This window comes from Micromonospora sp. WMMD1076 (assembly GCF_029581475.1).
Lineage (GTDB): Bacteria > Actinomycetota > Actinomycetes > Mycobacteriales > Micromonosporaceae > Micromonospora > Micromonospora aurantiaca.
On sequence record NZ_CP120862.1, the window covers coordinates 468,640 to 493,548 of the forward strand.

The 24,909-nt window shown below is 72.8% G+C and carries 25 protein-coding genes; 8 read left to right on the top strand and 17 right to left on the bottom strand.

What is annotated here, in order from left to right; all coding sequences use genetic code 11:
• Positions 1-19 precede the first annotated feature (19 nt).
• From O7622_RS02450 to O7622_RS02470, 5 genes are all read right to left on the bottom strand, one after another.
• A complete protein-coding gene (locus O7622_RS02450; RefSeq protein ID WP_282311675.1) occupies positions 20-1,429 on the bottom strand; it encodes a class II fumarate hydratase in 1,410 nt (469 codons plus the stop codon).
• On the bottom strand, positions 1,417-1,572 hold the full coding sequence (locus O7622_RS02455; protein WP_282311676.1) for a hypothetical protein: 156 nt from the start codon (positions 1,570-1,572) through the stop codon (positions 1,417-1,419). The genes O7622_RS02450 and O7622_RS02455 overlap by 13 nt, the downstream gene beginning before the upstream one ends.
• Positions 1,573-1,884: 312 nt before the next feature.
• Positions 1,885-3,552, bottom strand: a complete 1,668-nt coding sequence (locus tag O7622_RS02460; RefSeq protein ID WP_282311677.1) for a fumarate hydratase — start codon at positions 3,550-3,552, stop codon at positions 1,885-1,887.
• Positions 3,553-3,628: 76 nt separating this feature from the next.
• Positions 3,629-5,065 (bottom strand): PQQ-binding-like beta-propeller repeat protein, encoded by a 1,437-nt coding sequence (locus O7622_RS02465; RefSeq protein ID WP_282311678.1) that lies wholly within the window; start codon positions 5,063-5,065, stop codon positions 3,629-3,631.
• Between the two features lie 121 nt (positions 5,066-5,186).
• Positions 5,187-5,675: an Lrp/AsnC family transcriptional regulator gene (locus O7622_RS02470; protein ID WP_013288920.1), complete on the bottom strand. Its 489-nt coding sequence runs from the start codon at positions 5,673-5,675 to the stop codon at positions 5,187-5,189.
• Positions 5,676-5,815: 140 nt separating this feature from the next.
• Here O7622_RS02470 and hppD point away from each other — a divergent pair, with 140 nt between their 5' ends.
• From hppD to hisC, 4 genes are all read left to right on the top strand, one after another.
• Complete coding sequence (gene hppD / locus O7622_RS02475) at positions 5,816-7,021, top strand: 4-hydroxyphenylpyruvate dioxygenase (protein ID WP_282311679.1); 1,206 nt, start codon at positions 5,816-5,818, stop codon at positions 7,019-7,021.
• Positions 7,022-7,031: 10 nt separating this feature from the next.
• Positions 7,032-7,736 carry an RDD family protein gene (locus O7622_RS02480; RefSeq protein WP_282311680.1) on the top strand — a complete coding sequence of 235 codons (705 nt, stop codon included), beginning with the start codon at positions 7,032-7,034 and terminating at the stop codon, positions 7,734-7,736.
• A gap of 173 nt (positions 7,737-7,909) precedes the next feature.
• Positions 7,910-8,920: an RDD family protein gene (locus O7622_RS02485; RefSeq protein WP_282311681.1), complete on the top strand. Its 1,011-nt coding sequence runs from the start codon at positions 7,910-7,912 to the stop codon at positions 8,918-8,920.
• Positions 8,917-10,020 (top strand): histidinol-phosphate transaminase, encoded by a 1,104-nt coding sequence (hisC, locus tag O7622_RS02490; RefSeq protein ID WP_282311682.1) that lies wholly within the window; start codon positions 8,917-8,919, stop codon positions 10,018-10,020. Before O7622_RS02485 ends, hisC begins: the two co-directional genes overlap by 4 nt.
• A gap of 121 nt (positions 10,021-10,141) precedes the next feature.
• Here hisC and O7622_RS02495 read toward each other — a convergent pair whose 3' ends face one another.
• The 5 genes from O7622_RS02495 to O7622_RS02515 all read right to left on the bottom strand — a co-directional run bounded on the left by O7622_RS02495 (position 10,142) and on the right by O7622_RS02515 (position 14,506).
• Positions 10,142-11,395: a PQQ-binding-like beta-propeller repeat protein gene (locus O7622_RS02495; protein ID WP_282311683.1), complete on the bottom strand. Its 1,254-nt coding sequence runs from the start codon at positions 11,393-11,395 to the stop codon at positions 10,142-10,144.
• A 67-nt stretch (positions 11,396-11,462) separates the two neighbouring features.
• Positions 11,463-11,945 (bottom strand): SRPBCC family protein, encoded by a 483-nt coding sequence (locus O7622_RS02500; RefSeq protein ID WP_282311684.1) that lies wholly within the window; start codon positions 11,943-11,945, stop codon positions 11,463-11,465.
• A gap of 111 nt (positions 11,946-12,056) precedes the next feature.
• Positions 12,057-12,266 (bottom strand): DUF397 domain-containing protein, encoded by a 210-nt coding sequence (locus O7622_RS02505; protein ID WP_282311685.1) that lies wholly within the window; start codon positions 12,264-12,266, stop codon positions 12,057-12,059.
• Positions 12,267-12,443: 177 nt separating this feature from the next.
• Entirely contained in the window at positions 12,444-13,643 is a 1,200-nt protein-coding gene (fahA, locus tag O7622_RS02510; protein ID WP_282311686.1) for a fumarylacetoacetase, read from the bottom strand.
• The gene (locus O7622_RS02515) at positions 13,640-14,506 is read right to left on the bottom strand and encodes a hypothetical protein (RefSeq protein ID WP_282311687.1); all 867 of its coding nucleotides are present in this window, start codon (positions 14,504-14,506) and stop codon (positions 13,640-13,642) included. Before O7622_RS02515 ends, fahA begins: the two co-directional genes overlap by 4 nt.
• Positions 14,507-14,600: 94 nt before the next feature.
• Between O7622_RS02515 and O7622_RS02520 the strand changes: the two genes are divergently transcribed.
• Complete coding sequence (locus O7622_RS02520) at positions 14,601-15,767, top strand: homogentisate 1,2-dioxygenase domain-containing protein (RefSeq protein WP_013475032.1); 1,167 nt, start codon at positions 14,601-14,603, stop codon at positions 15,765-15,767.
• Between the two features lie 55 nt (positions 15,768-15,822).
• Here the strand turns inward: O7622_RS02520 and O7622_RS02525 are convergent, their stop codons facing one another.
• The 3 genes from O7622_RS02525 to O7622_RS02535 are packed head-to-tail and all read right to left on the bottom strand — an operon-like array spanning position 15,823 to position 19,403.
• On the bottom strand, positions 15,823-16,863 hold the full coding sequence (locus tag O7622_RS02525) for an NAD(P)-dependent alcohol dehydrogenase (RefSeq protein WP_282311688.1): 1,041 nt from the start codon (positions 16,861-16,863) through the stop codon (positions 15,823-15,825).
• 45 nt (positions 16,864-16,908) lie between these two features.
• Positions 16,909-18,000: a tetratricopeptide repeat protein gene (locus O7622_RS02530; protein ID WP_282311689.1), complete on the bottom strand. Its 1,092-nt coding sequence runs from the start codon at positions 17,998-18,000 to the stop codon at positions 16,909-16,911.
• A 50-nt stretch (positions 18,001-18,050) separates the two neighbouring features.
• The gene (locus O7622_RS02535; RefSeq protein ID WP_282311690.1) at positions 18,051-19,403 is read right to left on the bottom strand and encodes a BTAD domain-containing putative transcriptional regulator; all 1,353 of its coding nucleotides are present in this window, start codon (positions 19,401-19,403) and stop codon (positions 18,051-18,053) included.
• A gap of 191 nt (positions 19,404-19,594) precedes the next feature.
• Between O7622_RS02535 and O7622_RS02540 the strand changes: the two genes are divergently transcribed.
• Entirely contained in the window at positions 19,595-20,125 is a 531-nt protein-coding gene (locus O7622_RS02540) for a hypothetical protein (RefSeq protein WP_282311691.1), read from the top strand.
• 37 nt (positions 20,126-20,162) lie between these two features.
• Here the strand turns inward: O7622_RS02540 and ispF are convergent, their stop codons facing one another.
• Complete coding sequence (gene ispF, locus O7622_RS02545) at positions 20,163-20,645, bottom strand: 2-C-methyl-D-erythritol 2,4-cyclodiphosphate synthase (protein WP_282311692.1); 483 nt, start codon at positions 20,643-20,645, stop codon at positions 20,163-20,165.
• Positions 20,646-20,810: 165 nt separating this feature from the next.
• On the opposite strand from ispF, the gene O7622_RS02550 reads away from it, so the two are divergent.
• Complete coding sequence (locus tag O7622_RS02550; RefSeq protein WP_282311693.1) at positions 20,811-21,917, top strand: hypothetical protein; 1,107 nt, start codon at positions 20,811-20,813, stop codon at positions 21,915-21,917.
• A gap of 7 nt (positions 21,918-21,924) precedes the next feature.
• Here O7622_RS02550 and ispD read toward each other — a convergent pair whose 3' ends face one another.
• On the bottom strand, positions 21,925-22,620 hold the full coding sequence (gene ispD, locus O7622_RS02555) for a 2-C-methyl-D-erythritol 4-phosphate cytidylyltransferase (protein ID WP_282311694.1): 696 nt from the start codon (positions 22,618-22,620) through the stop codon (positions 21,925-21,927).
• 53 nt (positions 22,621-22,673) lie between these two features.
• On the bottom strand, positions 22,674-23,159 hold the full coding sequence (locus O7622_RS02560) for a CarD family transcriptional regulator (RefSeq protein WP_013288937.1): 486 nt from the start codon (positions 23,157-23,159) through the stop codon (positions 22,674-22,676).
• A 328-nt stretch (positions 23,160-23,487) separates the two neighbouring features.
• Here O7622_RS02560 and O7622_RS02565 point away from each other — a divergent pair, with 328 nt between their 5' ends.
• On the top strand, positions 23,488-24,183 hold the full coding sequence (locus O7622_RS02565) for a hypothetical protein (protein ID WP_282311695.1): 696 nt from the start codon (positions 23,488-23,490) through the stop codon (positions 24,181-24,183).
• A 96-nt stretch (positions 24,184-24,279) separates the two neighbouring features.
• On the opposite strand, the gene O7622_RS02570 is transcribed toward O7622_RS02565, so the two are convergent.
• Positions 24,280-24,882, bottom strand: a complete 603-nt coding sequence (locus tag O7622_RS02570; RefSeq protein WP_282311696.1) for a hypothetical protein — start codon at positions 24,880-24,882, stop codon at positions 24,280-24,282.
• Positions 24,883-24,909: the final 27 nt, after the last annotated feature.

A 24,909-nucleotide genomic window follows, 5' to 3' on the forward strand; every position in this document is an offset into this window, starting at 1 on the left:
GGCAATTACCGGCGCCGGTTCAGGGGTGGGTCATCCGGAGCAGGTCCAGGGCCTCGTCCAGCTGGGTCTCGGTGAGCTTGCCCGAGTCGACGTGCCCCCGGGCGATCACCACCTCGCGGATGGACACCTGCTTGGCCAGCGCCTCCTTGGCGACCGAGGCGGCCTCGTCGTACCCGAGGTGGCGGTTGAGCGGGGTGACGATCGACGGCGAGCCCTCCGCGTACGCCAGGCAGACCTCGGCATCAGCGACCAGGCCGGCCACCAGCCGCTCGGCGAACAGCCGGCTGGACGCGGCGATCAGCTTGATCGACTCCAGCAGGTTGCGGCCCATCACCGGGAGCATCACGTTCAGCTCGAAGTCGCCCTGCGACCCGGCGAAGGCCACCGCCGCGTCGTTGCCGACCACCTGGGCGCAGACCTGCCGCATCGCCTCGGCCACCACCGGGTTCACCTTGCCCGGCATGATCGACGACCCCGGCTGGAGGTCGGGGATGCGCAGCTCACGCAGCCCGGCGCGAGGGCCGGAGCCCATCCAGCGTACATCGTTGGCGATCTTGTAGAGACCGATCGCGATGGTACGAAGCTGGCCGGACGTCTCCACCAGCGCGTCCCGGGCGCCCTGCGCCTCGAAGTGGTTGCGCGCCTCGGTCAGCGGCAGCCCTGTCGACTCCCTCAGCTTGCCGATCACCCGGTCGGCGAAGCCCAGCGGCGTGTTGATGCCGGTGCCGACGGCGGTGCCGCCCAGCGGCAGCTCGGCCAGCCGGGGCAGCGCCGACTCCAGCCGCTCGACGCCGTAGCGGACCTGCGCCGCGTACCCGCCGAACTCCTGCCCGAGCGTGACCGGCGTGGCGTCCATGAGGTGGGTACGCCCGGCCTTGACCACCGTCTCGAACTCGGCCGCCTTCTCCTCCAGCGCGCCCGCGAGCTGCTTCAGCGACGGGATCAGATCCTCCACCACGAACTGGGTGGCGGCCAGGTGGATCGAGGTGGGGAAGACGTCGTTGCTGGACTGTGACGCGTTGACGTGGTCGTTCGGGTGCACGTCGCGGCCCAGCTCGCGGCTCGCGAGGGTGGCGATCACCTCGTTGGTGTTCATGTTGGACGAGGTGCCGGAGCCGGTCTGGAACACGTCCACCGGGAACTGGTCGTCGTAGCCGCCCTCGGCCACGTGCGCGGCAGCGGTGGCGATCGCCTGCGCCACGTCCGCGTCGATCACCCCCAGCTCACCGTTCACCTGGGCCGCCGCCCCCTTGATCTGGGCCAGGGCCTTGATCTGGGCCGGTTCCAGCCCGCGCCCCGAGATCGGGAAGTTCTGCACCGCGCGCTGGGTCTGCGCCCGCCACAGCGCCTCGGCGGGCACCTCCACCTCGCCCATCGAGTCGCGTTCGATCCGGTAGCCGGTCGCCTCTGGAGTCGTCACGCGTTCCATCCTGCCGCGCCGCCGGTCGGTGTGCAGGGAAAGCGGCGCGGCCCTCGGCCCAGCTCGGCCAGCAGTCTCTCGGTCTCCCGCCGGTCCGGCGACTCGACCTGGCGGAACAGCGCCAGCGCCCGACCGGCGTACCGGTGCTCCACTTCAGGCGCAGCGCCGCCCGGAGCGGCCGGCGGGCCGGCACCGTGTGACCCAGCCGGTGCCGGATCATGCCGAGGTGCCCGAGCGCGCTCGAGGTGTGCCGCGGATCCGCCGCCACCCTCGCCAGCCGCCATGCGACTTCCAGCAGCGTAGCCCGGCGGTCACCGAGCGGCGCGGCGAGGCGATAGCGATCCGGTAGCGACGGCGCACAGACTCCTCACCGGTTGTCGGTGACGACATCCGAGGAGGCCGATGCATGACGAACACGCCGAGGGCGCCCGGACCGTCCCGGGCGCCCTCGTGTACGTCCGACGTCAGCGCCGGCCGACGGTGAGGACCGGCTTGGTGACCTCGGCGAAGAAGTCGTTGCCCTTGTCGTCGACGACGATGAAGGCGGGGAAGTCCTCCACCTCGATCTTCCAGACCGCCTCCATGCCCAGCTCGGCGTATTCGAGCACCTCGACGTGCTTGATGCAGTCCTGCGCCAGCCGGGCGGCCGGGCCGCCGATCGAGCCGAGGTAGAACCCGCCGTGGGCCTGGCAGGAGCGGGTGACCTGGGCGGACCGGTTGCCCTTCGCGAGCATCACCATCGAGCCGCCGGCCGCCTGGAACTTCTCCACGTACGCGTCCATCCGGCCGGCCGTGGTGGGGCCGAACGAGCCGGAGGCGTAGCCCTCGGGGGTCTTCGCGGGCCCGGCGTAGTAGACCGCGTGGTCGCGGAGGTATTGCGGCATCGGCTCGCCCGCGTCCAGCCGCTCGGCGATCTTCGCGTGCGCGATGTCCCGCGCGACGACCAGCGGACCGGTCAGGGACAGCCGGGTCTTCACCGGGTACTTCGACAGTTCGGCCCGGATCTCGTCCATCGGCCGGTTCAGGTCGACGCGGACGACCTCCTCGGTCTCCAGCGTCTCGTCGGTCACGTCGGGCAGGTAGCGCGCCGGGTCGGTTTCGAGTCGCTCCAGCCAGACGCCCGACGGGGTGATCTTCGCCACCGCCTGCCGGTCGGCCGAGCAGGAGACCGCGATCGCCACCGGGCAGGAGGCGCCGTGCCGGGGCAGCCGGACCACCCGTACGTCGTGGCAGAAGTAGCGCCCGCCGAACTGCGCGCCGATGCCGAAGTTGCGGGTCAGCTCCAGCACCTCGGCCTCCAGCTCCAGGTCACGGAAGCCGTGCGCGCTCATCGAGCCCTCGGTGGGCAGCGCGTCGAGGTACTTCGCGGAGGCGTACTTCGCGGTCTTCAGCGCGTACTCGGCGGAGGTGCCGCCGATGACGATCGCCAGGTGGTAGGGCGGGCAGGCCGCGGTGCCGATGAGCCGCAGCTTCTCCTCCAGGAACTGCATCATCCGCGTCGGGTTCAGCAGCGCCTTGGTCTCCTGGTAGAGGTAGGACTTGTTGGCCGAGCCGCCACCCTTGGCCATGAACAGGAACTTGTACGCGTCGGCGTGGCCGTCCGGGTCCTCGGCGTACAGCTCCACCTGGGCGGGCAGGTTGCTGCCGGTGTTCCGCTCGTCCCACATGGTCAGCGGGGCGAGCTGCGAGTAGCGCAGGTTGAGCCGGGTGTACGCCTGGTAGACGCCGCGCGAGATCGCCTCCGTGTCGGTGCCGTCGGTGAGCACGTGCCGGCCGCGCTTGCCCATCACGATCGCGGTGCCGGTGTCCTGGCACATCGGCAGCACACCGCCGGCCGCGATGTTGGCGTTGCGCAGCAGGTCGAGCGCGACGAAGCGGTCGTTCGGCGAGGCCGCCGGGTCGTCGATGATCGCGCGGAGCTGAGCCAGGTGGGCCGGGCGCAGGAAGTGGGCGATGTCGTGCATCGCCTCGGCCGTCAGCGCGGTCAGCGCGCCCGGATCCACCGTGAGGAACCGGCGGCCTCCGGGGCCGTTGACGACGTCCACGCCCTCGTCGGTGACCAGGCGGTATTCGGTCTGGTCGGGACCGGTCGGCAGCAGGGGTGCGTACGAGAAGGCGGCGGCACTGCTCATGACCGAAAAGCCTAGGGCAGAGCCGTCGATCGGTGGCACCCGCAGGTGGGTCCTGGGACGACGCTCTCACCCGCTGTCACTTGCCGTCGGCGCAGAGTTCCCGTTTCGGTCCGCAACTTCCCTGGTCACTGGGCGGTCGCCAGCTGCCTCCGGGGTCCGGCGCCACCGGCGCGCCGTCCTGGCCCGGCCCCGGCGCCTCGCCCGTGCCGGCGCCCCAGCGGACGTACCCGATCTCCCGCCCCTCGCCGATGATCATGCCATTCGGGCCGACCGCCAGCGCGTTCGCCGAGGTACGCAGCTCGACCAGCACCCGGCCCTCCCGCGGCTCGACCGCGATCAGCCGCGACGGTTTCTCCTCGCTGATCACCGCCGCGTACGGGGTGAGCGCCGCACCGCTCTTGCCGCCCGCCGGCCGGGTCCAGCGCGTCCGATCGGCCGACAGTTCCCGGCCCAGCAGCGAGCCCTTGTCGGCGCTGCGCACCACGGCGTACCGGTCGTCCACGGCGAGCAGCTTCTCGCCGTCCGCGCCGACCTGGAGCAGCCGGCCGTCGTACCCGTCGAGCACCGTCTCACGCCCGTCCGGGGCGACCCCGATGATCACGTTGCGCCCGCCCTGCGGATCCTCCCGCTGCACGCAGCCGGCGTAGTCGGCGGTGCGCAGGTTGATCCCGGCACGCCGCCACACCTGCTGACCGGTGGCCGGGTCCACTGCGGTCACGGCGTAGTAGCAGCTCCCGTCGCGGGAGGTGGCCGCGATCCGCAGCAGCCGGCCACCGACCACCGCGAGCCGCTCCTCGCGGCCGGGCTGGACGTTCTGGAGCACCCGGCCGGTGGCGGTGTCCACCACGTGCACCCGCCCGTCGACCGGGAAACCGAGCAGCGGCGGGACGGACTCCGGCCCGGCCACCCCGCCGTCGATCCGGGTGGCGCCGAGCCGCCGGGTACCCAGTAGTTCCGGGTTGTCGGCGAGCACGCCGCTGTGCACACCGGGCAGGAACGCGCTCCACAGCGGAGCGGTGCCGCGCGGTTCCCAGGCGCGCAGCGTGCAGTCGGTGGCCTGCACGCAGTACGCGTCCAGCAGCAGGTTCCGGTAGGTCCAGACGGCAATCGCGCGGTCGTCGCGGCGGCGGGTCACGCCGCTGGCCGGGTCGAGCACCTCGTACCCCTTGTCGAGCAGCCGGCCCACGGCGACGACCGACTCCCGGCCGCTGCCCGCGACCGCCGACCAGTCGGCCTTGCGCTCCCACAACTGGCCGCCGTCGGCGAGGTTGCGCGCCTCGATGCGGGTGCGCTGCTCGACGATCACCGTGTCGCCGGCGATGGTGACGCTGCGCGGCGTGCCGCCGACGCGCTGCTGCCAGACCACGTCCGGCTCGCTGATCGGCTTGCTGCGGTCGACCCAGTCCCAGAGCGCCGGGAACGGGTTCCAGACGCCTGTCGCGGCGAGTACGACCACGGTGACGAGCCCGAGCAGCAACCAGCCGCGTACCCCTAGGCCCTTCACACCGCACACGGTAGCGACGATCACCGGTCCCCCGGGCCGCGTGCGGTGCGTGTCGCGGCGCTTCTTGGGTGGTCCGGGGTGTTAATAAGGGGCCCTTCCACCTCCGAAGGCGTTAACAGGGGGCCCTTCCTTACCCGCGGGCGGCGGAGCGGACCAGCGGCAGCGTCCGGTACGGGATCTGCTCGGCCAGCGCGATGATGGTGGACGCGCGCCGGATGCCCTCCGAGGCGACGATCTGGTCGATGACCCGCTGGAGGTCGGTGTTCGACCGGGCGACGATCCGGCAGAGCAGGTCGCTGGAGCCGGTGATGGTGTGCGCCTCCAGCACCTCGGGGATCGCGGCCAGGTGCGCGGTGACCTGGTCGTGGCCGTGCCGCTGGCTGATCTCCAACGTGACGAAGCTGGTCACCCCGAAGCCGATCGCGGCGGGAGTGATGTCCGGCCCGAACCCGGTCACCACGCCCCGGCCGACGAGCTTGTCGAGCCGGGCCTGGACCGTGCCGCGGGCCACGCCGAGGCGGCGGGAGCACTCCAGCACGCCGATCCGGGGCTCCTCCGCGAGCAGTTCGATCAAGCGAGCGTCCAGCTCGTCGAGCTGTACATCCTGACCAGTGTTCATGGTGCCCGACGGTACCGAATGCACAACCTGACCAGGAATTACGTCAACTGTTGCCCAACTCGATGCGGTCCGTAGATCCTCGCCGGAAGAGCACATCCACGGCGGCCCACGAGGCCGGCCGGTACGCGAGGGAGGCACCCATGACCCAGGCGATCGACCGACCCCAGTCGACCGAGGAGGTCGACGTCGACGCTCTCGTCGGCGCAGTCGACCACGACATCACCCGCGACCCGTTCCCGGTCAAGGGCATGGACCACGTCCACTTCCTGGTGGGCAACGCCAAGCAGGCCGCGCACTACTACTCCACCGCGTTCGGCATGACGTGCGTGGCGTACCGGGGGCCGGAGCAGGGCTACCGGGACCACGCGCAGTACGTGCTGACCAGCGGTTCGGCCCGCTTCGTGCTGACCGGCGCGGTCCGCCCGGACGCCGACGGCGCCGAGCACGTGGCGAAGCACAGCGACGGCGTCTCCGACATCGCGCTGGAGGTGCCGGACGTGGACGCCGCGTACGCGCACGCCGTGGCGCAGGGCGCGACCGGCCTGGTCGAGCCGCACGACGTCAGCGACGTGCACGGCACCGTGCGGATGGCGTCCATCGCCGCGTACGGCGACACCCGGCACAGCCTGGTCGACAGGTCCCGCTACACCGGCCCGTTCCTGCCCGGGTTCGTGGCCCGCGGCCCGATCGTGGACCGGCAGCCGATGATCGACGCCGGCATCCAGCCGAAGCGGTTCTTCCAGGCGGTCGACCACGTGGTCGGCAACGTGGAGCTGGGCCGGATGGACGAGTGGGTCGAGTTCTACAAGCGCGTCATGGGCTTCTCGAACATGGCGGAGTTCATCGGCGACGACATCGCCACCGACTACTCGGCGCTGATGAGCAAGGTCGTCGCCAACGGCACCCGCAAGGTGAAGTTCCCGCTCAACGAGCCGGCCGTGGCCCGCAAGAAGTCGCAGATCGACGAGTACCTGGAGTTCTACCAGGGCCCCGGCGCCCAGCACATCGCCGTGGCCACCAACGACATCCTCGCCAGCGTGGACGCCATGCGCGCCGCGGGCGTCGAGTTCCTGGACACCCCAGACTCGTACTACGAGGACCCGGAGCTGCGCGCCCGCATCGGCAACGTCCGGGTGCCGATCGAGGAGCTTCAGTCCCGCAAGATCCTGGTCGACCGGGACGAGGACGGCTACCTGCTCCAGATCTTCACCAAGCCGGTGCAGGACCGTCCCACAGTCTTCTTCGAGCTGATCGAGCGGCACGGCTCGCTCGGCTTCGGCAAGGGCAACTTCAAGGCCCTGTTCGAGGCGATCGAGCGCGAGCAGGAGAAGCGCGGGAACCTGTAACACTGTCCGCGTGACCCAGCCTCCTCCGAACCCGACGCCGCCGCCCGCCGGTCCTCCACCCGCGGGCGGCGGCTTCGCGCCGCCCGGCGGACCGGCGGTGCCCGCACAGCACGTTCCCCAGGGGTACGCAGGCCCGCCCGGTTACCCGCCGCCCGGTTACCCCCCACCCGGGTACGCCCCGAGGCCCGTCCCGCCCCCGGTGGCGCCGAACGGGCAGCCGCTGGCGGGCTTCGGCGACCGGCTGCTCGCCTACCTGATCGACACCGCGGTCGCCACGGCGGTGATGATGGTGCTGTTCCTGCCGGTGTTCTTCCTCGTCTTCTTCCGGATGATCGACGAGCTGGAGCAGACCGGACCGAACGGCCCCGACCCGGTCGAGGTCTGGACGAGCGTGTTCCTGCCGCTGCTCGCCGCCGAGCTGGGGGTCCTGCTGCTGATGCTCGTCTTCTACTGGGTCTACCACGTCGAGTACGCCCGCCGGACCGGGCAGACGCTCGGCAAGAAGGTGATGAAGCTGCGGATCGTGCCGGTGCAGCCGGACGCCGTGCTGAGCCGGGGCATGCTCGGCAAGCGCTGGGTCGTCGAGTTCGCCGGCGGGATGTTCGTTCCGTTCCTCAGCTACCTCGACGGTTTCTGGCAACTGTGGGACAAGCCCTGGCAGCAGTGCCTCCACGACAAGTTCGCCGGGACTGTCGTCGTTAAGGTTGGCCCGTGAGCGCGAGGAGTGAGCCGGGTCTGCGAGCCCCGCAGTCGCGAATGAGGACGGCATCGTGAGCGCGAGGAGTGAGCCGGGTCTGCGAGCCCCGCAGTCGCGAATGAGGACGGCATCGTGAGCGCGAGGAGTGAGCCGGGTCTGCGAGCCCCGCAGTCGCGAATGAGGACGGCATCGTGAGTTTGGAACCCGGCTGGTACGTCGACCCCGCCGACACGGAGACCCGCAGGTGGTGGGACGGCGAGGGCTGGATCGGCGCGCCGATCCCGGTCGACGTCACCCCGCCCGACGGCCCGCCGGCCGCCGAACCCGAGCCCGCGCCGGCCGCCGCGACGCCCGCCGCCGACCAGCAGGCCTCCGGTCCCGGCGGCCGGCCCGAGGCGACCCCGACGTCCGGCCCGCCGGCCGCACCGACCCCGTGGCCGGGACAGCCGGGGCAGCCCGGCCCGTGGCCGGGGCAGCCGGGTCAGGTGAACCCGTGGCCGGGTCAGCCCGGGCAGCCCGGGCAACCGGGACCGGCCGGGCCGGGTATGCAGGGACCGCCGCCGGGCTGGCCGTACCCGCACTGGCCGGGAGCACAGCCGATCCCGCGCCCGCACGGACTGCCGCTCGCGTCGTACGGTGCCCGGCTGGTCGCGCGCCTGATCGACTTCGGCGTGGTGTTCCTGCTCAACGCCGTTGTCAACGGCTGGTTCGTCTGGCGCTACGTCGAGGCGGTCTCCCCGTACCTGCGCGAGTCGGTGCGCCGGGCGCTCAACGGCGACACGTCCACCGAGGGGCTGCCCCAGATCGACGACCAGGCCGGCGGCCTCCAGATCGCCATTCTGGTGATCGCCACAGCGCTCTGGTACGCGTACGAGGTGCCGTCGATGGCGGCGCGCGGTCAGACCTTCGGCAAGCGGCTGATGGGCGTCCGCGCGCTGCCGGTCGAGGCGGACCAGCCGCTCGGCTTCGGCCGGGCCACCCGGCGCTGGAGCACGCTCGGCCTGCCGACGCTGCTCTGGTACTGCTGCGGACTGGGTCTGCTGCTCCAGCTCATCGATGCGATCTCGCCCCTGTTCGACCACCCGCTGCGCCAGGCCCTGCACGACAAGCGGGCGCAGACGGTGGTGGTCCAGCTCCCCCGCAAGCGTGACACCAGTACCGCCCCGCCCGAGAGCGCCGACACCCCGGGAGACACCCCATGACCGAGACCGGACGCCACCAGCCTGCGCTGCGGCTCACCCGCGCCGACCTGGACGCGCTGCCCAACTACGTGCCCGGCCGCAGCCCCGCCGACCTGGCCCGGGAGCTGGGCCTGGCCGAGGCGATCAAGCTGGCCAGCAACGAGGTGCCGTACGGTCCGCTGCCGGGCGTGGTGGAGGCGGTCGCCGAGGCGGTGGCCGGTTCGCACCGCTACCCGGACATGGGCGTGGTGGCGCTGCGTCAGGCGCTCGCCGAGCGGTACGGCGTGGACGCCGACCGGATCGCCACCGGCTGCGGTTCGGTGGCGCTGGCCGAGCACCTGGTCCGTGCCACCTGCCTGCCCGGTGACGAGCTGCTCTACTCGTGGCGCTCCTTCGAGGCGTACCCGATCATCGCGGCGACCAGCGGCGCGACAAGCGTGCGGGTGCCGAACGACGCCGGCCACGGCCACGACCTGGACGCGATGGCGGCGGCGGTGACCGACCGGACCCGGATGGTCCTGGTCTGCAACCCGAACAACCCCACCGGTACGGCGGTGCGCCGGGCCGAGCTGGACCGCTTCCTCGACGCGATGCCGGACGACGTGCTCGTGGTGATCGACGAGGCGTACCGGGAGTTCGTCACCGACCCGGAGGTGCCGGACGGCCTGACCTACCTGGACCGGCCGAACGTGGCGGTGCTGCGCACGCTGTCCAAGGCGTGGGGTCTGGCCGGTTTGCGGATCGGCTGGCTGGTCGCGGCGCCGGAGGTGGCCGCCGCCGTGCGCAAGGTGGTCACCCCGTTCTCCACCAGCATGGCCGCCCAGGCCGGCGCGCTGGCCGCGCTGGCGCAGGCCGGCGAGGTGGAGCGGCGCTGCGCGCTGGTCGTGGCCGAGCGGGACCGGGTCACCGAGGCGCTGCGCAAGTTCGTCCCGGACGTGCCGGACAGCCAGGCCAACTTCGTGTGGCTGCCGCTGGGCGAGCGGGCGGTGGAGTTCGGCCGGGCGTGCGAGGCGCGCGGTGTGATCGTCCGCCCGTTCCCGGGCGACGGTGTCCGGGTCACCATCGGCACCCCGGCCGAGAACGACGCGTTCCTGGCCGCCGCCGAGGCCGCGCCGGCCTGACCGGGCGCGCCCGGCGCCGGTCCGTCAACCCCCTACGGACCGGCGCCGGGCGTCTTCGTCCGACCGATCAGACAAGAGGACTATAGGTGCTTTTGTCCGTTTTTGGGCTTGACTCGCCAGATCAGCTCACCGCCAACAGCACCGGTTCGGCCATCAGGAAGTAGCCCTGGTCGTCGTCCTCCGGAGCGGCCTTCTCCCGCAGCCGTTCCACAGCGACGTAGCCGTCCACCGCGTACGCCCGGCCCGGCCGCCAGCCGATCCCGTCCCGGCCCAGGTCGAGCACGAAACTCGACCGGGTCGTACCGGTGAGCGGGTCGACGGTGACCAGTTCCCGCCGGTCGGTCAGCAGGTGCACCCGCCCCGGCTCGGCCGCGAGCACCCGGGCCGGATGGATGTCCGCCCGGCGCCACAGCTCCTCGCCGGTACGCGCCGAGCGCCCGACCACCACCGGGCCGGACGTGTCCACCGTCCGCTCACCGTCGAGCACCGTGTCCGGGTGGTCCAGGCCCGGCGCGGCGGCCGGTTCACCCGGGTCGGTCACCAGCCAGCCCCGGCTGTCCGCGCCGTCCGGCCCGGCGGTACGCAGCCCGCGGCAACCGGAGTACCCGTCGCGGCAGCCCACCGGCGTGACGACGAGCTGCTCCGGCGCGTCCGGCGGCCGCCAGCGGGTCCGCACCGTACCGGTCGCCGCGTCCCGCAGCTCGACCGCGGCCGGACCGTCGCAGCGCTCCACGCCGACCAGCTCACCGCTGGCGGTGGTGCCCACGTCGGACCGGCAACCCCGGCTCACGTCCGCGCGCCAGAGCCGGCGGCCGTCAGCCAGGTCGTAGCCGCCGAGCCCGCCCGGACCGGCCGCGAGCAGCACGCTCCGCCCGTCCGCAGTGCGCGCCACGTGCAGCCCGGCCGGATCCCAGACCGTGGCGGCGAAGGTGCGTCGCGGCTCCGGCACGGACTCCGGCTGCGGGCCGTCGGCCCGCCAGGCCACCCGTCCGGTACGCGCGTCGAGCGCCACCAGCTTCCCGTCGGACCAGCGGCTGACCACTGTGGTGCCCTCGGCGAGCACTCCGACCAGCGTCGCCGGCCAGCGGCGGAAGGACCAGAACGGGGTGACCCGGTGCCGTCCGGTGACCGGCTGGTCCGCGTACACCTGACGGGTGCCCGCGTAGACGCGGAGCCGGCCGTCCACGACGAGCGGTGCCACCGGCAGCCGCGCGAGCACCCCGGCGGTCGGCGCGGGCGCCGCCGGGTAGGGCTTCCGGGCCGGTGTGTCGACCTCGGCGGGCGCCAGCACCCGGACGACCACGGCGACCGACGCCGCGACGGCGAGCACCGCCACCAGCGCCACCACGGCCCGCCGCCTCGCGGCCTTCGCCATCCGTCACCTCCGCCCCGGCACCCTACCGGCCGCGTGCGGGCCGGGTACGGGGAGCGGCCGGGTCGGCTCAGGCGGCCTCGGTGGACCGGGCGGGACCGGCTGCGAGTGCCAGGTCGGCCAGGTCACGCCGGAGTGCGCCCTCGACCGCGCGGGCGGCCAGGCCACCGAGGATCAGGGCCAGCACCCGCCCGTACGCCCGGGTCGGCACCGCCTCCTGCTCGACCGTGACCTCGGTGCAGCCGCGCCGCCGCCGCTCGACCGTGCGCAGCGTCCAGGTGATCCGGTAGTCGGCGCCGGCGCCCCGCGACCCGAGCACCAGGCGGCCGGGCGCGACCGCCTCGATCACCTCGAACTCCTCCGGCTCGGTGCCGCCGTCCGGCCGGACGCGGGTCTCCCGCCACCCGGTGCCCGGCCCGAACCCGCCGGCGCCGAGGACCTCGACCGCGTCCACCGCCGAGAGCCAGTCGGCGCGGGCCGGGAGGTCGGTGAGCAGCCGCCACAGATCGGCGTTCTGCGCTTCGATGAATGCGGAAACCGTCACCGTCGACATGGCACCTCCCGTGTCGTACACGGTACGGGCCGTGACCGGAAACGGGGAGCCTCCCGGTGACATTTCCACCACCGGTGCCCCGGCCGGGGCACCGGTGTGGCGCAAGGGCGGTCAGCCGCGGAGCCCGCCGCCCCGCAGCGCGGTGACGAACGCGGCCCAGCCCGGCGGGCTCACCGCGAGCGCCGGACCGTCCGGGTCCTTCGAGTCGCGTACGCCCACCACGCCGTGCGCGGCGACCACGTTCGTCGCCACCTCGACGCAGAGACCCTGATCGTTCGAGCGGCTGCTGGTGCGCCAGACGGCACCGGTCAACTCGGTCATGCTCGGTCCTTCCTGTTTCGGCTTCCGCGGGTACGCCCCGGCCCGGCACCGCGGGCGGCGCCCGGCTCGACCGGGAGCCACCGGCCGGGGCGTAGGTGATCCGGAGCGATCAACGCCGAAGGAAACGGCCCCGGTCGCACATCGGGTGCGACCGGGGCCGGTTCGGAAGGTCGGATCTCAGCGAGCCGGGAGGATCGTCCCGGTGACCTCGCCCAACGCGACTGTGGTGCCGTCCGGGCCGGGCGCGGTGGCGGTGATCGTCACCGTGTCGCCGTCCTCCAGGAACGTCCGCTCGCTGCCGTCGGCGAACTTGACCGGCTCGACTCCGCCCCAGGTCAGCTCCAGGAACGAACCGACCTGGCCGCGCTCCGGACCGGAGACGGTGCCGGAGGCGTAGAGGTCGCCGGTACGCAGCGACGCGCCGTTGACGGTGAGGTGCGCGAGTTGCTGGGCCGGGGTCCAGTACATGCCGGCGAACGGCGGCTCGGCGACCCGCTCGCCGTTCCACTCGACCGACAGCGTCAGGTCCAGCCCGAGGTGCGGGGTGTCGCGCAGGTAGTCCTGCACCGGCGGGTCCTGATCCGGCGCGGGCACGAACGCGTCGGACAGCGCCTCCAGCGGCGTCACCCAGGCCGACACGGACGTGGCGAACGACTTGCCGAGGAACGGTCCGAGCGGCTGGTACTCCCACGCCTGGATGTCCCGGGCCGACCAGTCGTTGACGAGCACCACGCCGAAGACGTGGCCGGCGAAGTCGGCCACCGGCACCCGCTCGCCGAGCCGGCTCGGCACGCCCACCACGAAGCCCACCTCGGCCTCGATGTCCAGCCGGACCGAGGCGCCGGTGGTCGGGCCCTGCGCGCTCGCCCGCTGGCCGGTCGGGCGGGTCACCGGGGTGCCGGAGACGACCACGGTGCCGGCCCGGCCGTGGTAGCCGATCGGCACGTGCTTCCAGTTCGGCAGCAGCGGCGGCTGCCCGGGCCGGAAGATCTGCCCGACGTTCGAGGCGTGGTGCTCGGAGGAGTAGAAGTCGACGTAGTCGGCCACCTCGAACGGCAGCGCCATCTCGACCTCGCGCAGCGGCACCAGCAGCGGCTCGACCGCCGGACGGTGCTCCGGCTCGGTGAGCAGCTCGACCACCCGCTGCCGAACCGCCGTCCACTGCGGGCGGCCGAGCGCCATGAAGGCGTTGAGCGTCGGCCGGCCCAGCGCGCCGCCGGCCAGCACCAGACCGGCGGCCTCCGCGCCGGCCAGGTCCAGCGCGAAGTCACCGATGCGGACGCCGACGCGCGGCTCGCCTCCGCCGTGCCGGAACACGCCGTAAGGCAGGTTCGTCACCCCGTACGGCGACCCTGCCACACCCGGAACCCAGCTCATGCCTCGAAGCCTCCGTTCACCAGCCCCAGCCGGATCAGATCGGTAAGTGGTTCGGAGATGCTGCACGAGCCGTACCCGACCCAGAGCGGGCGCTCGGCGTCGCGGTGCGCCCGGGCCGGCTCGACCACCCGTACCGGGTCGGTGGCCGCGAGCAGCTCGGCCACGCCGTCCACCTCGGCGCCCCCGACGGCGGCGAGCGTGGCACCCAGCACGTTGACGAAACCGTGGTGGTTGAAGCCGGTCTCCGGGTCGCGGTGCCGGATCGCGTGGTGCAGCCCGGCGGTGAGCTTGAACGGCAGCTTACGGTCCCGGCACGCGCAGATCACCGCGGCCAGCTCGACCGGGGTGGGGAACAACTCGGCGGCGAGCCCGCCGGTGCGGAACTTGGCGGCCACCGGCAGCCCGGAGGCGCGTGCCTCGGCGAGCGTGTCGAGCGCGCCCATCAGCCCGAAGGTCAGCGGGATCTCCGCGTACACGGCAGCGCCGTCGAGCCGGCCGGCGAGCGTCATCAGCTCGGACAGCCCGGGCTGCGGGTCCTCGCCGCGCTTGGCGACCGGCGCCTCGATCTGCCGGGCGCTCACCCCGTCGGGCGCGAGCGCGTCCAGCGCCTGCGGGATCTGATCCAGGCCGGTGTCGCCGATCAGGCCGATCACCAGGCCCCCGGCCGGGTCCACCAGGCCGCTCAGCGACCCGCGCTGGATCTCCGAGGCGGGCAGCAGCAGCGGACCGACCATGTCCGCGTACCAGGCGGTGCGGTGGGTGCGGTGCGCGGTCACCGCGTCGGGCAGCGCGGCGTTGCCGGGCGGGAAGACCGCGGCGTCGTCCACCAGGCCGGAGAGGAGGCAGGGCACCTGCGTTGACACGAGACAAGAATGTACGGGACGCTACGAGGAACGGACAACAGCGTCCGATTATCGGACGCCACCGGCCGGAGAACGGGACATATCGGGAGGCGAGATGCCGTACTACCGCAGCGTCGGCGATGTGCCGCGCAAGCGCCACACCCAGTTCCGCCAGCCCGACGGCACGCTCTACGCGGAGGAACTGGTCGGCCAGGAGGGCTTCTCCTCCGACTCGTCGCTGCTCTACCACCGGCACGCGCCGACCGCGATCCTCGCCGCCGAGGAGTACGCCCCGCCCACAGTCACCCGCGTGCCGAACCTGCCGCTCAAGCCGCGCCACCTGCGCACGCACAAGCTCGACGGCACCGGCGCGGACCCGGTGCTCGGCCGGCAGTACCTGCTCGCCAACGACGACGTACGCATCGCCTACGTGCTCGCCGACCGGCCGTCGCCGCTGTTCCGCGACGCCACCGGCGACCACTGCCTCTACCTGGAGGCCGGGTCGATGCGGGTCGAGTCGCCGTTCGGCGTGCTCGACGCGGTGGCGGGCGACTACGTCGTCATCCCCACCTCGACCATCCACCGCCTGGTGCCCACCGGCGACGAACCGACCCGGCTGCTCGCCGTCGAGGCGTCCGGCCACATCGGGCCGCCCAAGCGCTACCTCTCCGTACGCGGGCAGTTCCTGGAGCACGCGCCCTACTGCGAGCGCGACGTGCGCGGCCCGGACACCCCGCTGCTCGTCGACGGCGAGGAGGTGGAGGTGCTGGTCAAGCACCGGCGCGGTTGGACGAGGTACGTCTACGCCAACCACCCGTTCGACGTGGTCGGCTGGGACGGGCACATGTACCCGTGGGCGTTCTCCATCCACGACTTCGAGCCGATCACCGGGCGGATCCACCAGCCGCCGCCCGTGCACCAGACGTTCCAGGGCCCGAACTTCGTGATCTGCTCGTTCGTGCCGCGCAAGGTGGACTACCACCCCGCCGCCATCCCGGTGCCGTACAACCACCACAACGTCGACTCCGACGAGATGCTGTTCTACACCGGCGGCAACTACGAGGCCCGGCGCGGCTCCGGCATCGAGCAGGGCTCGATCTCGCTGCACCCGTCCGGCTTCACCCACGGCCCCCAGCCGGGCGCGGCTGAGCGCTCGATCGGTGCGGAGTTCTTCGACGAGCTGGCGGTCATGGTGGACACGTTCCGCCCGCTCGACCTCTGCGACGCGGCCGCCGACTGCGAGGACGACGGCTACGCCTGGACCTGGGCGCGCAAGTCCTGACGTACGCGAGAAGGGGCCGCGCCCGGCACGGACGCGGCCCCTTCGCACGCGGTCGTCAGAACGTGGACGCGTCGATGACGAAGCGGTAGCGCACGTCGGAGGCGAGCACCCGCTCGTACGCCTCGTTGATCTTCTCGGCCGGAATCACCTCGATCTCGGCGCCCAGCCCGTGCTCGGCGCAGAATTCGAGCATCTCCTGGGTCTCCGCGATGCCGCCGATGTTCGACCCGGCGAACGACCGCCGGGCCGGGATCAGCGAGAACGCGTGCACCGACAGCGGCTTCTCCGGGGCGCCCACGTTGACCAGCGTCCCGTCCACGGCGAGCAGCCGCAGGTACGCGTCCATGTCGAGGGTCGCGCTCACGGTGTTGATGACCAGGTCGAACGAGCCGGCCAGCTCGGTGAACGTGTCCTCGTCGGAGGTGGCGTAGTAGTGGTCGGCGCCGAGCCGCAGCCCGTCCTCCCTCTTCTTCAGCGACTGGGACAGCACCGTCACCTCGGCGCCCATCGCGTGGGCCAGCTTCACGGCCATGTGGCCGAGACCGCCCATGCCGATCACCGCCACCCGGCGGCCCGGCCCGGCGTTCCAGTGCCGCAGCGGCGAGTACGTGGTGATGCCGGCGCAGAGCAGCGGCGCGGCGGCGTCCAGCCCGATGCCGTCCGGGATGCGCAGCACGAAGTCCTCGCTGACCACGATGGCCTGCGAGTAGCCGCCCTGGGTCGGCTCGCCGTCCCGCCCCACCCCGCCGTACGTGCCGGTGCTGCCCTTCAGGCAGTACTGCTCCAGGCCCTTGCCGCAGTTGTCACACTCCCGGCAGGAGTCGACCAGGCAGCCGACGCCGACCCGGTCGCCGACGGCGAACTTCGTCACAGCGGAGCCGACCTCCCGCACCACGCCCGCGATCTCGTGGCCCACCACGATCGGGTAGCGGGTCGGGCCCCACTCGCTACGCGCGGTGTGGATGTCGGAGTGGCAGATGCCGGAGAACCTGATGTCGACGAGAACGTCGTCCGGTCCGAGATCCCGCCGCTCGATCGTGGTCGGAGTGAGCGGTTCGGTCGCGGACGTCGCCGCGTAGGCGTTGACGGTGAGCACTGATTCCCGCTTCCTTCAGCCGGTGTTTCCGGTCCTCCTACCCTCTCACCGGCGAGCGAACGCGGTGAATCCGGCCACCACCGACGCGGTGATCGCTCCGACCAGCGGCAACGGGCCGCCGACCAGCGCGTACACGAGCAGCAGCACCACCGCGGCGGCGGCCGCGTAGACCGGCACGACCAGGCCGCGTGCCGTCGCCTCCCGCAGTCCGGGCCGCCACGTCGCCGGGCGCCGCAGGAGCACCGCCGTCCCGGCCACAGCCAGCACCGCGAACAGCCGGGACGCGCCGGACGAGGCCGGGGCCAGCGCGGCGACCAGCACGCTCGCGAGCAGCGACCAGCCGGCCACCGACAGCAGGAGCCGCCGGATGCCGTCGTCCACGGTCCGCGCCGGGTCGGGACGCGCCACCGGCAGGTCGGCCAGCGCGGTCAGGTGTTCCAGCGTCTCGGCGTACCGGTGGCGTTCCAGCCGGGCCACGCCCACGTCCTGCCCCGCCTCGCCCAGCTCCGGGTCCAGCCGCAGCGCCTCCCGGTAGGCCCGCTCGGCCAGGTCGAACAGTTGCAGCCGCACCGCGACCAGGCCCAGCACCAGGTGCGCCTCCGGCTCGTCCTGGGCCAGCTCCACCCCGCGCCACGCCGCGTCCAGCGCCGCCTGCCCGTTGCGGGACGCGGAGAGGACGGCGGCGGCACTGCGCTGCGCGTACGCGTCACCCGGCGCACGCGCCAGGATCTCGTCGGCGGTGGCGGCGGCGGGCTTCCAGCGTTCGAGGTCGAGGAGGGCGAACCCGCGCGCCACGAGCGCCGGCACGACCTCCCCGGCAGCGGGTGGCACCGCGCCGGGCGTGTCGCTGGTGGACGCCTCCGCAGCCGGCGTCCCCAAGGCAGGCGGTTCAGGGGCGGGCGGGCCGCCTGCGGCGGCCACTGCGGCCTCGGCAGCGGCGAGCGCCTCGGACGGCCGGTCGGCGGCCAGGTGCATCCGGGCCAGCATGGTCAACGCGGGCACGTGTGCCGGCTCGGTCGCGATCAGCGCGGTGAGTTCGCCGATCCCCTCGTCGTAGCGCCCCAGCTCGGCGAGCAGGTGGGCGCGTTGCAGGTAACCGTCAGCGGCGGACTGGTCGGGGGCGGCGTCACTCGGCATCCCGGCGAGCGTATCCGCCCGGACCCACAGTGCGCCGAGGGTGCCCGGCGTCAGGCGCTCCGGCAGGACGCGCCCGCCCGGCCGCCGCACGTCCCCAGACTGCACCACCGGCGCAGCCCGCTCTCGTCCAGGAACAGCCACCCGCACCGCCGGTCCGGGCAGACCCGTACCGTGAAGCGGGCCGGATCGGCGAGCAGCTGCGCGCCGCTGAACGCGGCGGCGTGCACCGGCAGCCGCAGCCCGGCCGCCAGGTCCGGCCACCATCTGCCGCGTCCGTCTGCCTCGCGCCGGAAGACGAGCGTACGGGCGGCGGCCTCGGCGGCCCGCGCGACAGTCTCGAAGGCCGGTCCGTCGTCCGGGCCGACCAGGCTGGCGTAGAGCGCGGCGCGGAGCGTACGGGCATCGTCGAGCACCGCCTCCGCCGCTACCGGGTCACGGCGTGCGAGGTGCAGCAGGCGGTTCGTCGAGACCTCGTCCACCAGCCCGACGTGGCCGGCCCAGACGGCAAGGGTCCGGTAGCCGCGCAGCCACTCGGCGCCGGGCAACGGCGGCTCGTGGCCCCACCCGGCGAGGGTGTTGCAGAAGTCCAGGGCCGGGTGGCCGCCCACGCTCCACGGCAGGCTCTCGTCGCCGACCCGGATCTCGTGCATCGGCCGGGCGGCCCGGTCCAGCCGGTCGTCGCCCGCGAGCACCCGGCGCTGCACCTCCCGGAGGCGGGGCCCCGGCTCGACGCCGAAGTCGGCCGCGAGCAGGTCCCGGGTGGCGCGGTAGAGGCGCAGCGCGTCGGCCCGCCGATCGCCCCGGTAGAGGGCGGTCATCAGGACCGCCACGAGGTGTTCCCGCGTCGGGTGCTGGGCGGCCAGCGGCATCAGGTCGGCGACCGCCCGCGTGTGCCGGCCCAGCGCGAGCTGCGCCTCGGCCCGTAGTTCCACGGCGACCAGGCGAAGTTCCTCGACCGTGCCGTGCAGCCGGTCCCGCAGCTCGTCGTCCGCCGCGTCGGCGAGCAGCGGCCCGCGCCAGAGGGCGAGCGCCCGGTCGAGCGACCGCACCCGCTCGGCCGGATCGACGGTCCGCCCGGCCGCCCGGACCAGCTCGGCGAACTCGTCGGCGTCGACCCGGTGCCCGTCCTCCTCCACCACGTAGCCCTCGCCCCGGGTGCTGATCCGCACCCCGTACGGGTTGAGCGAGCCCCGCAGCCGCCCGATGTACGTCTGCACCGCGCCCCGGGCCGTAGCCGGCGGCCGGCCGTTCCAGAGCAGGTCGATGAGGCGGTCGGTCGGCACCACCCGGCCGACGTCGAGCAGCAGCACCCCGAGCAGGCAACGCTCCTGGCGCCGGCTGCCGACCTCGACCGGCCGGCCGTCGTGGCGGGCCTCGAACGGCCCGAGCAGGCGGAACTCCATACCGAACAGGACGGGTCGGCCCGAGCCCGGGGTTGTCGCCCGGCGGTGATCGCGTGGTGAGGAACCCGGCCGGCCGGGTCCGCCCGCTCGGCTGTTGCCGCCCGACGCGGTGAGCCGGTGGTGAGCGGCCCCGGCGATGCTCGCCGCCCGGACCAGCGAGGGATCCGGACCAGCGACGAATGGAGTGGAGCATGCGGTTCAGGATGAGCATCGCGGTGGCGAGCGTCGTGGCAGCGGTGGTCGCGGCCCTACCAGGCTCGGCGTCCGCCGCGCCGGAGCGGCATCCCGCCCCGGGTGCCTGGGAACCGGCGCCCCAGGCGCCGTTCGAGATGCCCGCCGGCGCACGATGCGAGTTCGCGGTACGGGTCGAGCCGATCGTGGACGAGGTGCGGAAGCTGACGATCGAGACCTACCCGGACGGCGCGCCGAAGCGGGAGTTGTTCACCGGCGCTCTGATCAACCGGGTGACGAACCTGGCGACCGGCGCCACCTCGACGGCGGACGCGAGCGGCACCGCCCTCGTCGTCTACCGCACCGACGGCTCGATGACCTGGTACGTGACCGGGCCGGTGCTGCTCGGCTTCCGGGAGAACGCCGGCACGCTGCCGAAGGGGCTGTGGATCGTCGACGGCCGGTTCCGGGTGGAGTTCTCCCCCACCTTCGACAAGACCATCACGATGCTCCACGGCACGACCCACAACGTCTGCACCGACGTCGACTGATCGACTGACGCGGTGACCGGCGTCCCCGGTCACCGCGTCAGTCGGCCGGAGCCTCGTAGACCAGGGCCACTGCGACCCCGGCCAGCCCTTCCCCGCGCCCGGTGAAGCCGAGGCCGTCGGTGGTGGCGGCGGAGACGGTCACCGGCGCGCCCACCGCCTCGGAGAGCACCCGCTGCGCCTCCTCCCGGCGCGAACCGATCTTGGGGCGGTTGCCGACGACCTGCACCGACACGTTGCCGATCCGCAAGCCCGCCGCCCGTACCCGGCGTGCGCTCTCGGTCAGCAGCGCCACCCCGGAGGCACCGGCCCACTCCGGCTGGTCCACGCCGAAGTTCGCGCCCAGGTCACCGAGACCGGCGGCGGAGAGCAGTGCGTTGCAGGCGGCGTGCGCCGCCACGTCGGCGTCGGAGTGGCCGGCCAGGCCGTCCTGGTCCGGCCAGTGCAGGCCCGCGACCCAGCAGGGCCGCCCGGCCGCGAACGCGTGCACGTCGGTGCCGACAGCCACCCGAGGAACGATCATGACCAGAGGGTACGCGTCGCGCCTTGACGGCGGCCCGGGTCGTGGTTAGGTTTGGTCCTCGTACGCCCCAGTGTCGCCTCTGCCTCGTGCAAGCGCCTGGGGCTCTTTCTTGCCGTCGGCGCGGCGGGCAATCCCCCCGCGACCGTCACGCTTAGCATCCAGTCCGTGACACCACACCCCCACGCGCGAACGGTGCACCACTGGATCTCCCCGGGCAGGTTCCACCCCTATCTGGCTGCCGCCGGTGGCGACGAAAACAAGGCCTGTGAGCTGTACGAGTGGAGCGTCGCCCTGACGGGTGCGTCATTCGAGGCGTTCCACTATGTCGAGATCGTCACCCGAAACGCGATCGATCGGGAGATGAGGGCGCACCTCAACGAGCCGGACCGCGGCATCCCCTGGTTCCTCCTGGCGGTCAGCGGCAAGCGCCAGGTGCAGGACGGAATCGACCGGAACGTCTCCGAGGTCCGCGCGCGCCTGCGTCGGGAACATTCCCGGAAGGAGACTCGCGACCAGATCATCGCGGGCTTGAGTTTCGGCTTCTGGGTCTCGATGTTGGGCTCGGAGCACGAGCAACTGTGGCGGGAGGCCCTGCACCGCGCCTTCCCGTACTCGTCTGGCAAGCGCCACGACGTCGCCAGCGCGATGAACGCTCTCCGGGTGTTCCGCAACCGACTTGCCCATCATGATTCACTTCTCGCCACCGACGTGCCGTTCCGCCTCAGTCAGATGATCGATGTCGTCGCGTGGGCCGACCCGGATGCCGCCCGCTGGCTCAGGAAGATCGAGCGGGTGACCGAGGTACATCGGCTGCGTCCGACCGCCCGCAACGACACGGTGGTGGTCCCCGCCAAGAACGCATGGGGGCTCTACCAGTCGGCGCGAGCGTACGTCTGCCAGGCGGGCAGGTCGTTTCAACCAGTGGATCATCTGGCCTTCTACTCTCAGCGCCAGATCCTTCCAGAGGTGCCCAAGATCCTCTTCCGGCTCGACAACGTCGATTGGACGGTCGGTGAGGTGAACCGGCTCCGAGCGACGGGCGAACGGCGCGACGCTCTCCTCGCCGACATCATCGAGGTCAGCCGCAAGAACGGGTGGACCGAAGGGCGTTATCAGGTATTCGGACTCACGGCGCCGGGATCGGCCGGCCACCTGACGCTACCGACGCCGATCCCGCACCACGGCCGAGGCAGAGGTAGCGCCTTCACGCAGGGCCAGCGGTACGTCGTCCGAGACCGCCTCCGCCGGGCGCGATCCACCGCCGACTTATGAGGGGCGGTCAGGCGCCGGAGGTCAGCAGGTGTTCGGCCAAGGCCATGTCGAACGGGCGGGTGATCTTCAGGGCCAGCTCCGAGCCGGGTACGCAGGTCACCGTGATCCCCTGCTTCTCGACCAGCCCGGCGTCGTCGGTCAGCGCGTCACCCGCCGACCGGTGGGCCGCGATCAGCACCGACCGGCGGAAACCCTGTGGCGTCTGCACCGCCCGCAACGCGGACCTGTCGACCGTGCCGAGCACCCGCTCGGTCGCGTCGACCTCTTTGATCGTGTCGACCACGGGCAGCACCGGGATCACCGCGTCGTGCCCGTCGCGGACCGCCGCGGCCACCGACTCGACCAGGTGGGGCGGGGTGAGCGCGCGGGCCGCGTCGTGCACCAAGACGATCTCCGGACCGGCGGGTACTGCCGCGAGGGCCGCCGCCACCGACTCCTGGCGTTCGGCGCCACCGGGCACCACCGTCACCGGGGCCACGGGGGCGAGCATCGCGCGTACCGCCTCGACCTCGGTCGCCGGCGCGGCCACCACCATCGTGTGCACGGACGGCGCGGCGGCGATCCGGCGGACCGCGTGCACCAGCAGCGGCTCGCCGGCGAGCAACCGGAGCGCCTTCGGGGCGCCGGGCCCGAGGCGTACCCCGGCACCGGCCGCAGGAACGAGGACCGCGACGTCACCGCGCGGATTGAGCTGCGCGGTCACGTCGCGGTCCTCGGATTCGTTCGCTGCGGGGTGGGTAGAGGCAGAGGCGTGGATCAGGCCTCGGTCAGCACCTTGTCGAGCAGCGTCTCGGCCTCGTCCTTGGTGCTCTTCTCCGCCAGCGCGACCTCGCCGACGAGGATGTCACGAGCCTTGGCGAGCATCCGCTTCTCGCCCGCCGACAGGCCCCGCTCCCGCTCCCGGCGCCACAGGTCGCGGACGACCTCGGCCACCTTCAGCGGGTTACCGGAGGCCAGCTTCTCCAGATTCGCCTTGTAACGCCGCGACCAGTTGGTCGGCTCCTCGGTGTGTGGTGCACGGAGCACGTCGAAGACCTTGCCCAGGCCCTCTTCGCCAACCACCTCGCGCACACCCACGATCTCGGCGTTCTCGGCGGGCACCCGGACCGTCAGGTCACCCTGTGCGACCCTCAGGACGAGGTACTCCCTGGGCTCGCCCTTGATGACCCGAGTCTCGATTGCCTCGATGAGTGCGGCCCCGTGGTGGGGGTAAACAACGGTCTCGCCGACACTGAAAACCATAGGTTCGAAACCCCTTTCGCTGTGTCTAGGGTAACACGCTCAGGCACCGATGTCTCACCGCTGTCCTGATCGTTGGCGCAGCTCAGGGGCCCTGTGAGAGGTATTTCTTCAGCTTGACAGGCGGTCAAACCGATGCTTTCGACACGCTCCGTGAGGAACACGTGACAACCCGGTAAGGGGTGACGGAAGCATCCAGATCTAGGGCTATGCGCTCCTCCCATGGTAGCTCCGCAATCCCGTCCGCGCCCAGGTGTGGCGTTACGGCGGCCGGTGCGGGACGCTGGTGAGGGACGTGACGTCCGCTCACCGAGACGTTCCTGGGGGTCCGATGGGCGTGCCTGACGCTGACGGCCAGGTGCCGCCGGACGGGCTGCCCGGCCTGCCCCCGGAGTGGAGTCGGGTGGTCGTCCCGGACGACGCCTCGGCGCTCGCCGACGAGGCCCGGCAGGTCCGCCGGGAGCTGCGCCGCACGCGACCGGGCTCCGGCCGCCGTGCCGGTCCGGCCCGCCTCGGGCTGCCGGTGCTGATCCTGCTCGTGTCGGTGCTTGTCACGCTCGCCGGGCTGGCCGCCGTCACCTGGCCGCGTACCACCACCCGGTCGGGCGCGCCGACTGTGCTCCCCCGCTCCACCACCGCGCCGCAACCGGTCAGCCCGCTGCCCGCGCTGGACCTGGTCGGCGCGGACGACACGCCGGTACCGCTGCGCAGCCTGCTGCCCGCCATGATCATCCTGGTCGACGCCTGTGCCTGCGCCGAGCAGGTCGGCACCGCGGCCCGCGCCGCCCCGCCCGGCGTCACTGTGGTCACGGTGACCGAGGGCCGCAGCGCCGGACCCGCGAGCGTCCCCGGGGTACGCCCGCTCGGCGACCCGGCCGGCGGCCTGCGCTCCTACCTGCACCTGTCCGCCCACCCCGGCACCGCCGCCGCGGTGCTCGTGGATCGGCAGGGCTCGCTGGTCCGGGTGGTGCCGGAGCTGGGCCCGCTGTCGGACTACGGCGCCGACCTGGCCCGGCTGGGCGGCTGACAGGCCGGTCCGGGAGCGCCGGCCGGGCGGCCGGGACGCCGGCCCGAGGACGTGAGCGGGGCCGGTGAGCCGCCGGCACCAGACGCGCGACCGTTGTCAGTAGAGCGCTTCGAGCCGGGCGTTCAGCTCGGCCCGGCCGCGTACACCGGTGAACCGCACCAGCACCAGCGCGCCGGTGCCGCCCAGCAAGGGCAGCTCCAGCCGCCCGCCGCACCGGAGGAACCGCCGCGCGTCGCCCGTCCCGGTGCCGGAGAGCTGCACGGCGATCGATCCGTCCCCGGAGCAGCTCACCGACAGCCGGTAGTAGTCGCCCCGCGAGGGGTTCACCTGCCGTACGACGGGCGGCCCGCCCGGCGTCAGGTCGGACGTCTCCCGCCACACCACGTGCGACACCTGGAGCACACGCGAGGTGCCGTCGTCCTCGATCCGTATCACCACCGACCGGTCCGGCTCGGTGGCCGGCGCACGGAGTGCCCTGGGCGCCGGGTCGCGCCCCGGTCGTGCCGGCCAGGCGTCGCCGGTCGACGGGTCCACCCGCCAGGTGCGGGCGATCGGCTCGGCACTCGTGGCCGGTGCCGGGGCTGCCGGGGCCGCACCCGGCTCCGGTGCCGCCGACCGCCACCACGCCGCGCCGGCCACCAGTGCCAGGACGGTCAGGACGGTCAGCGGTACCCGCCCGTCCCGCTCGTCGGAGGCCATGACGGCAGCGTATCCGCGCGGCACGGG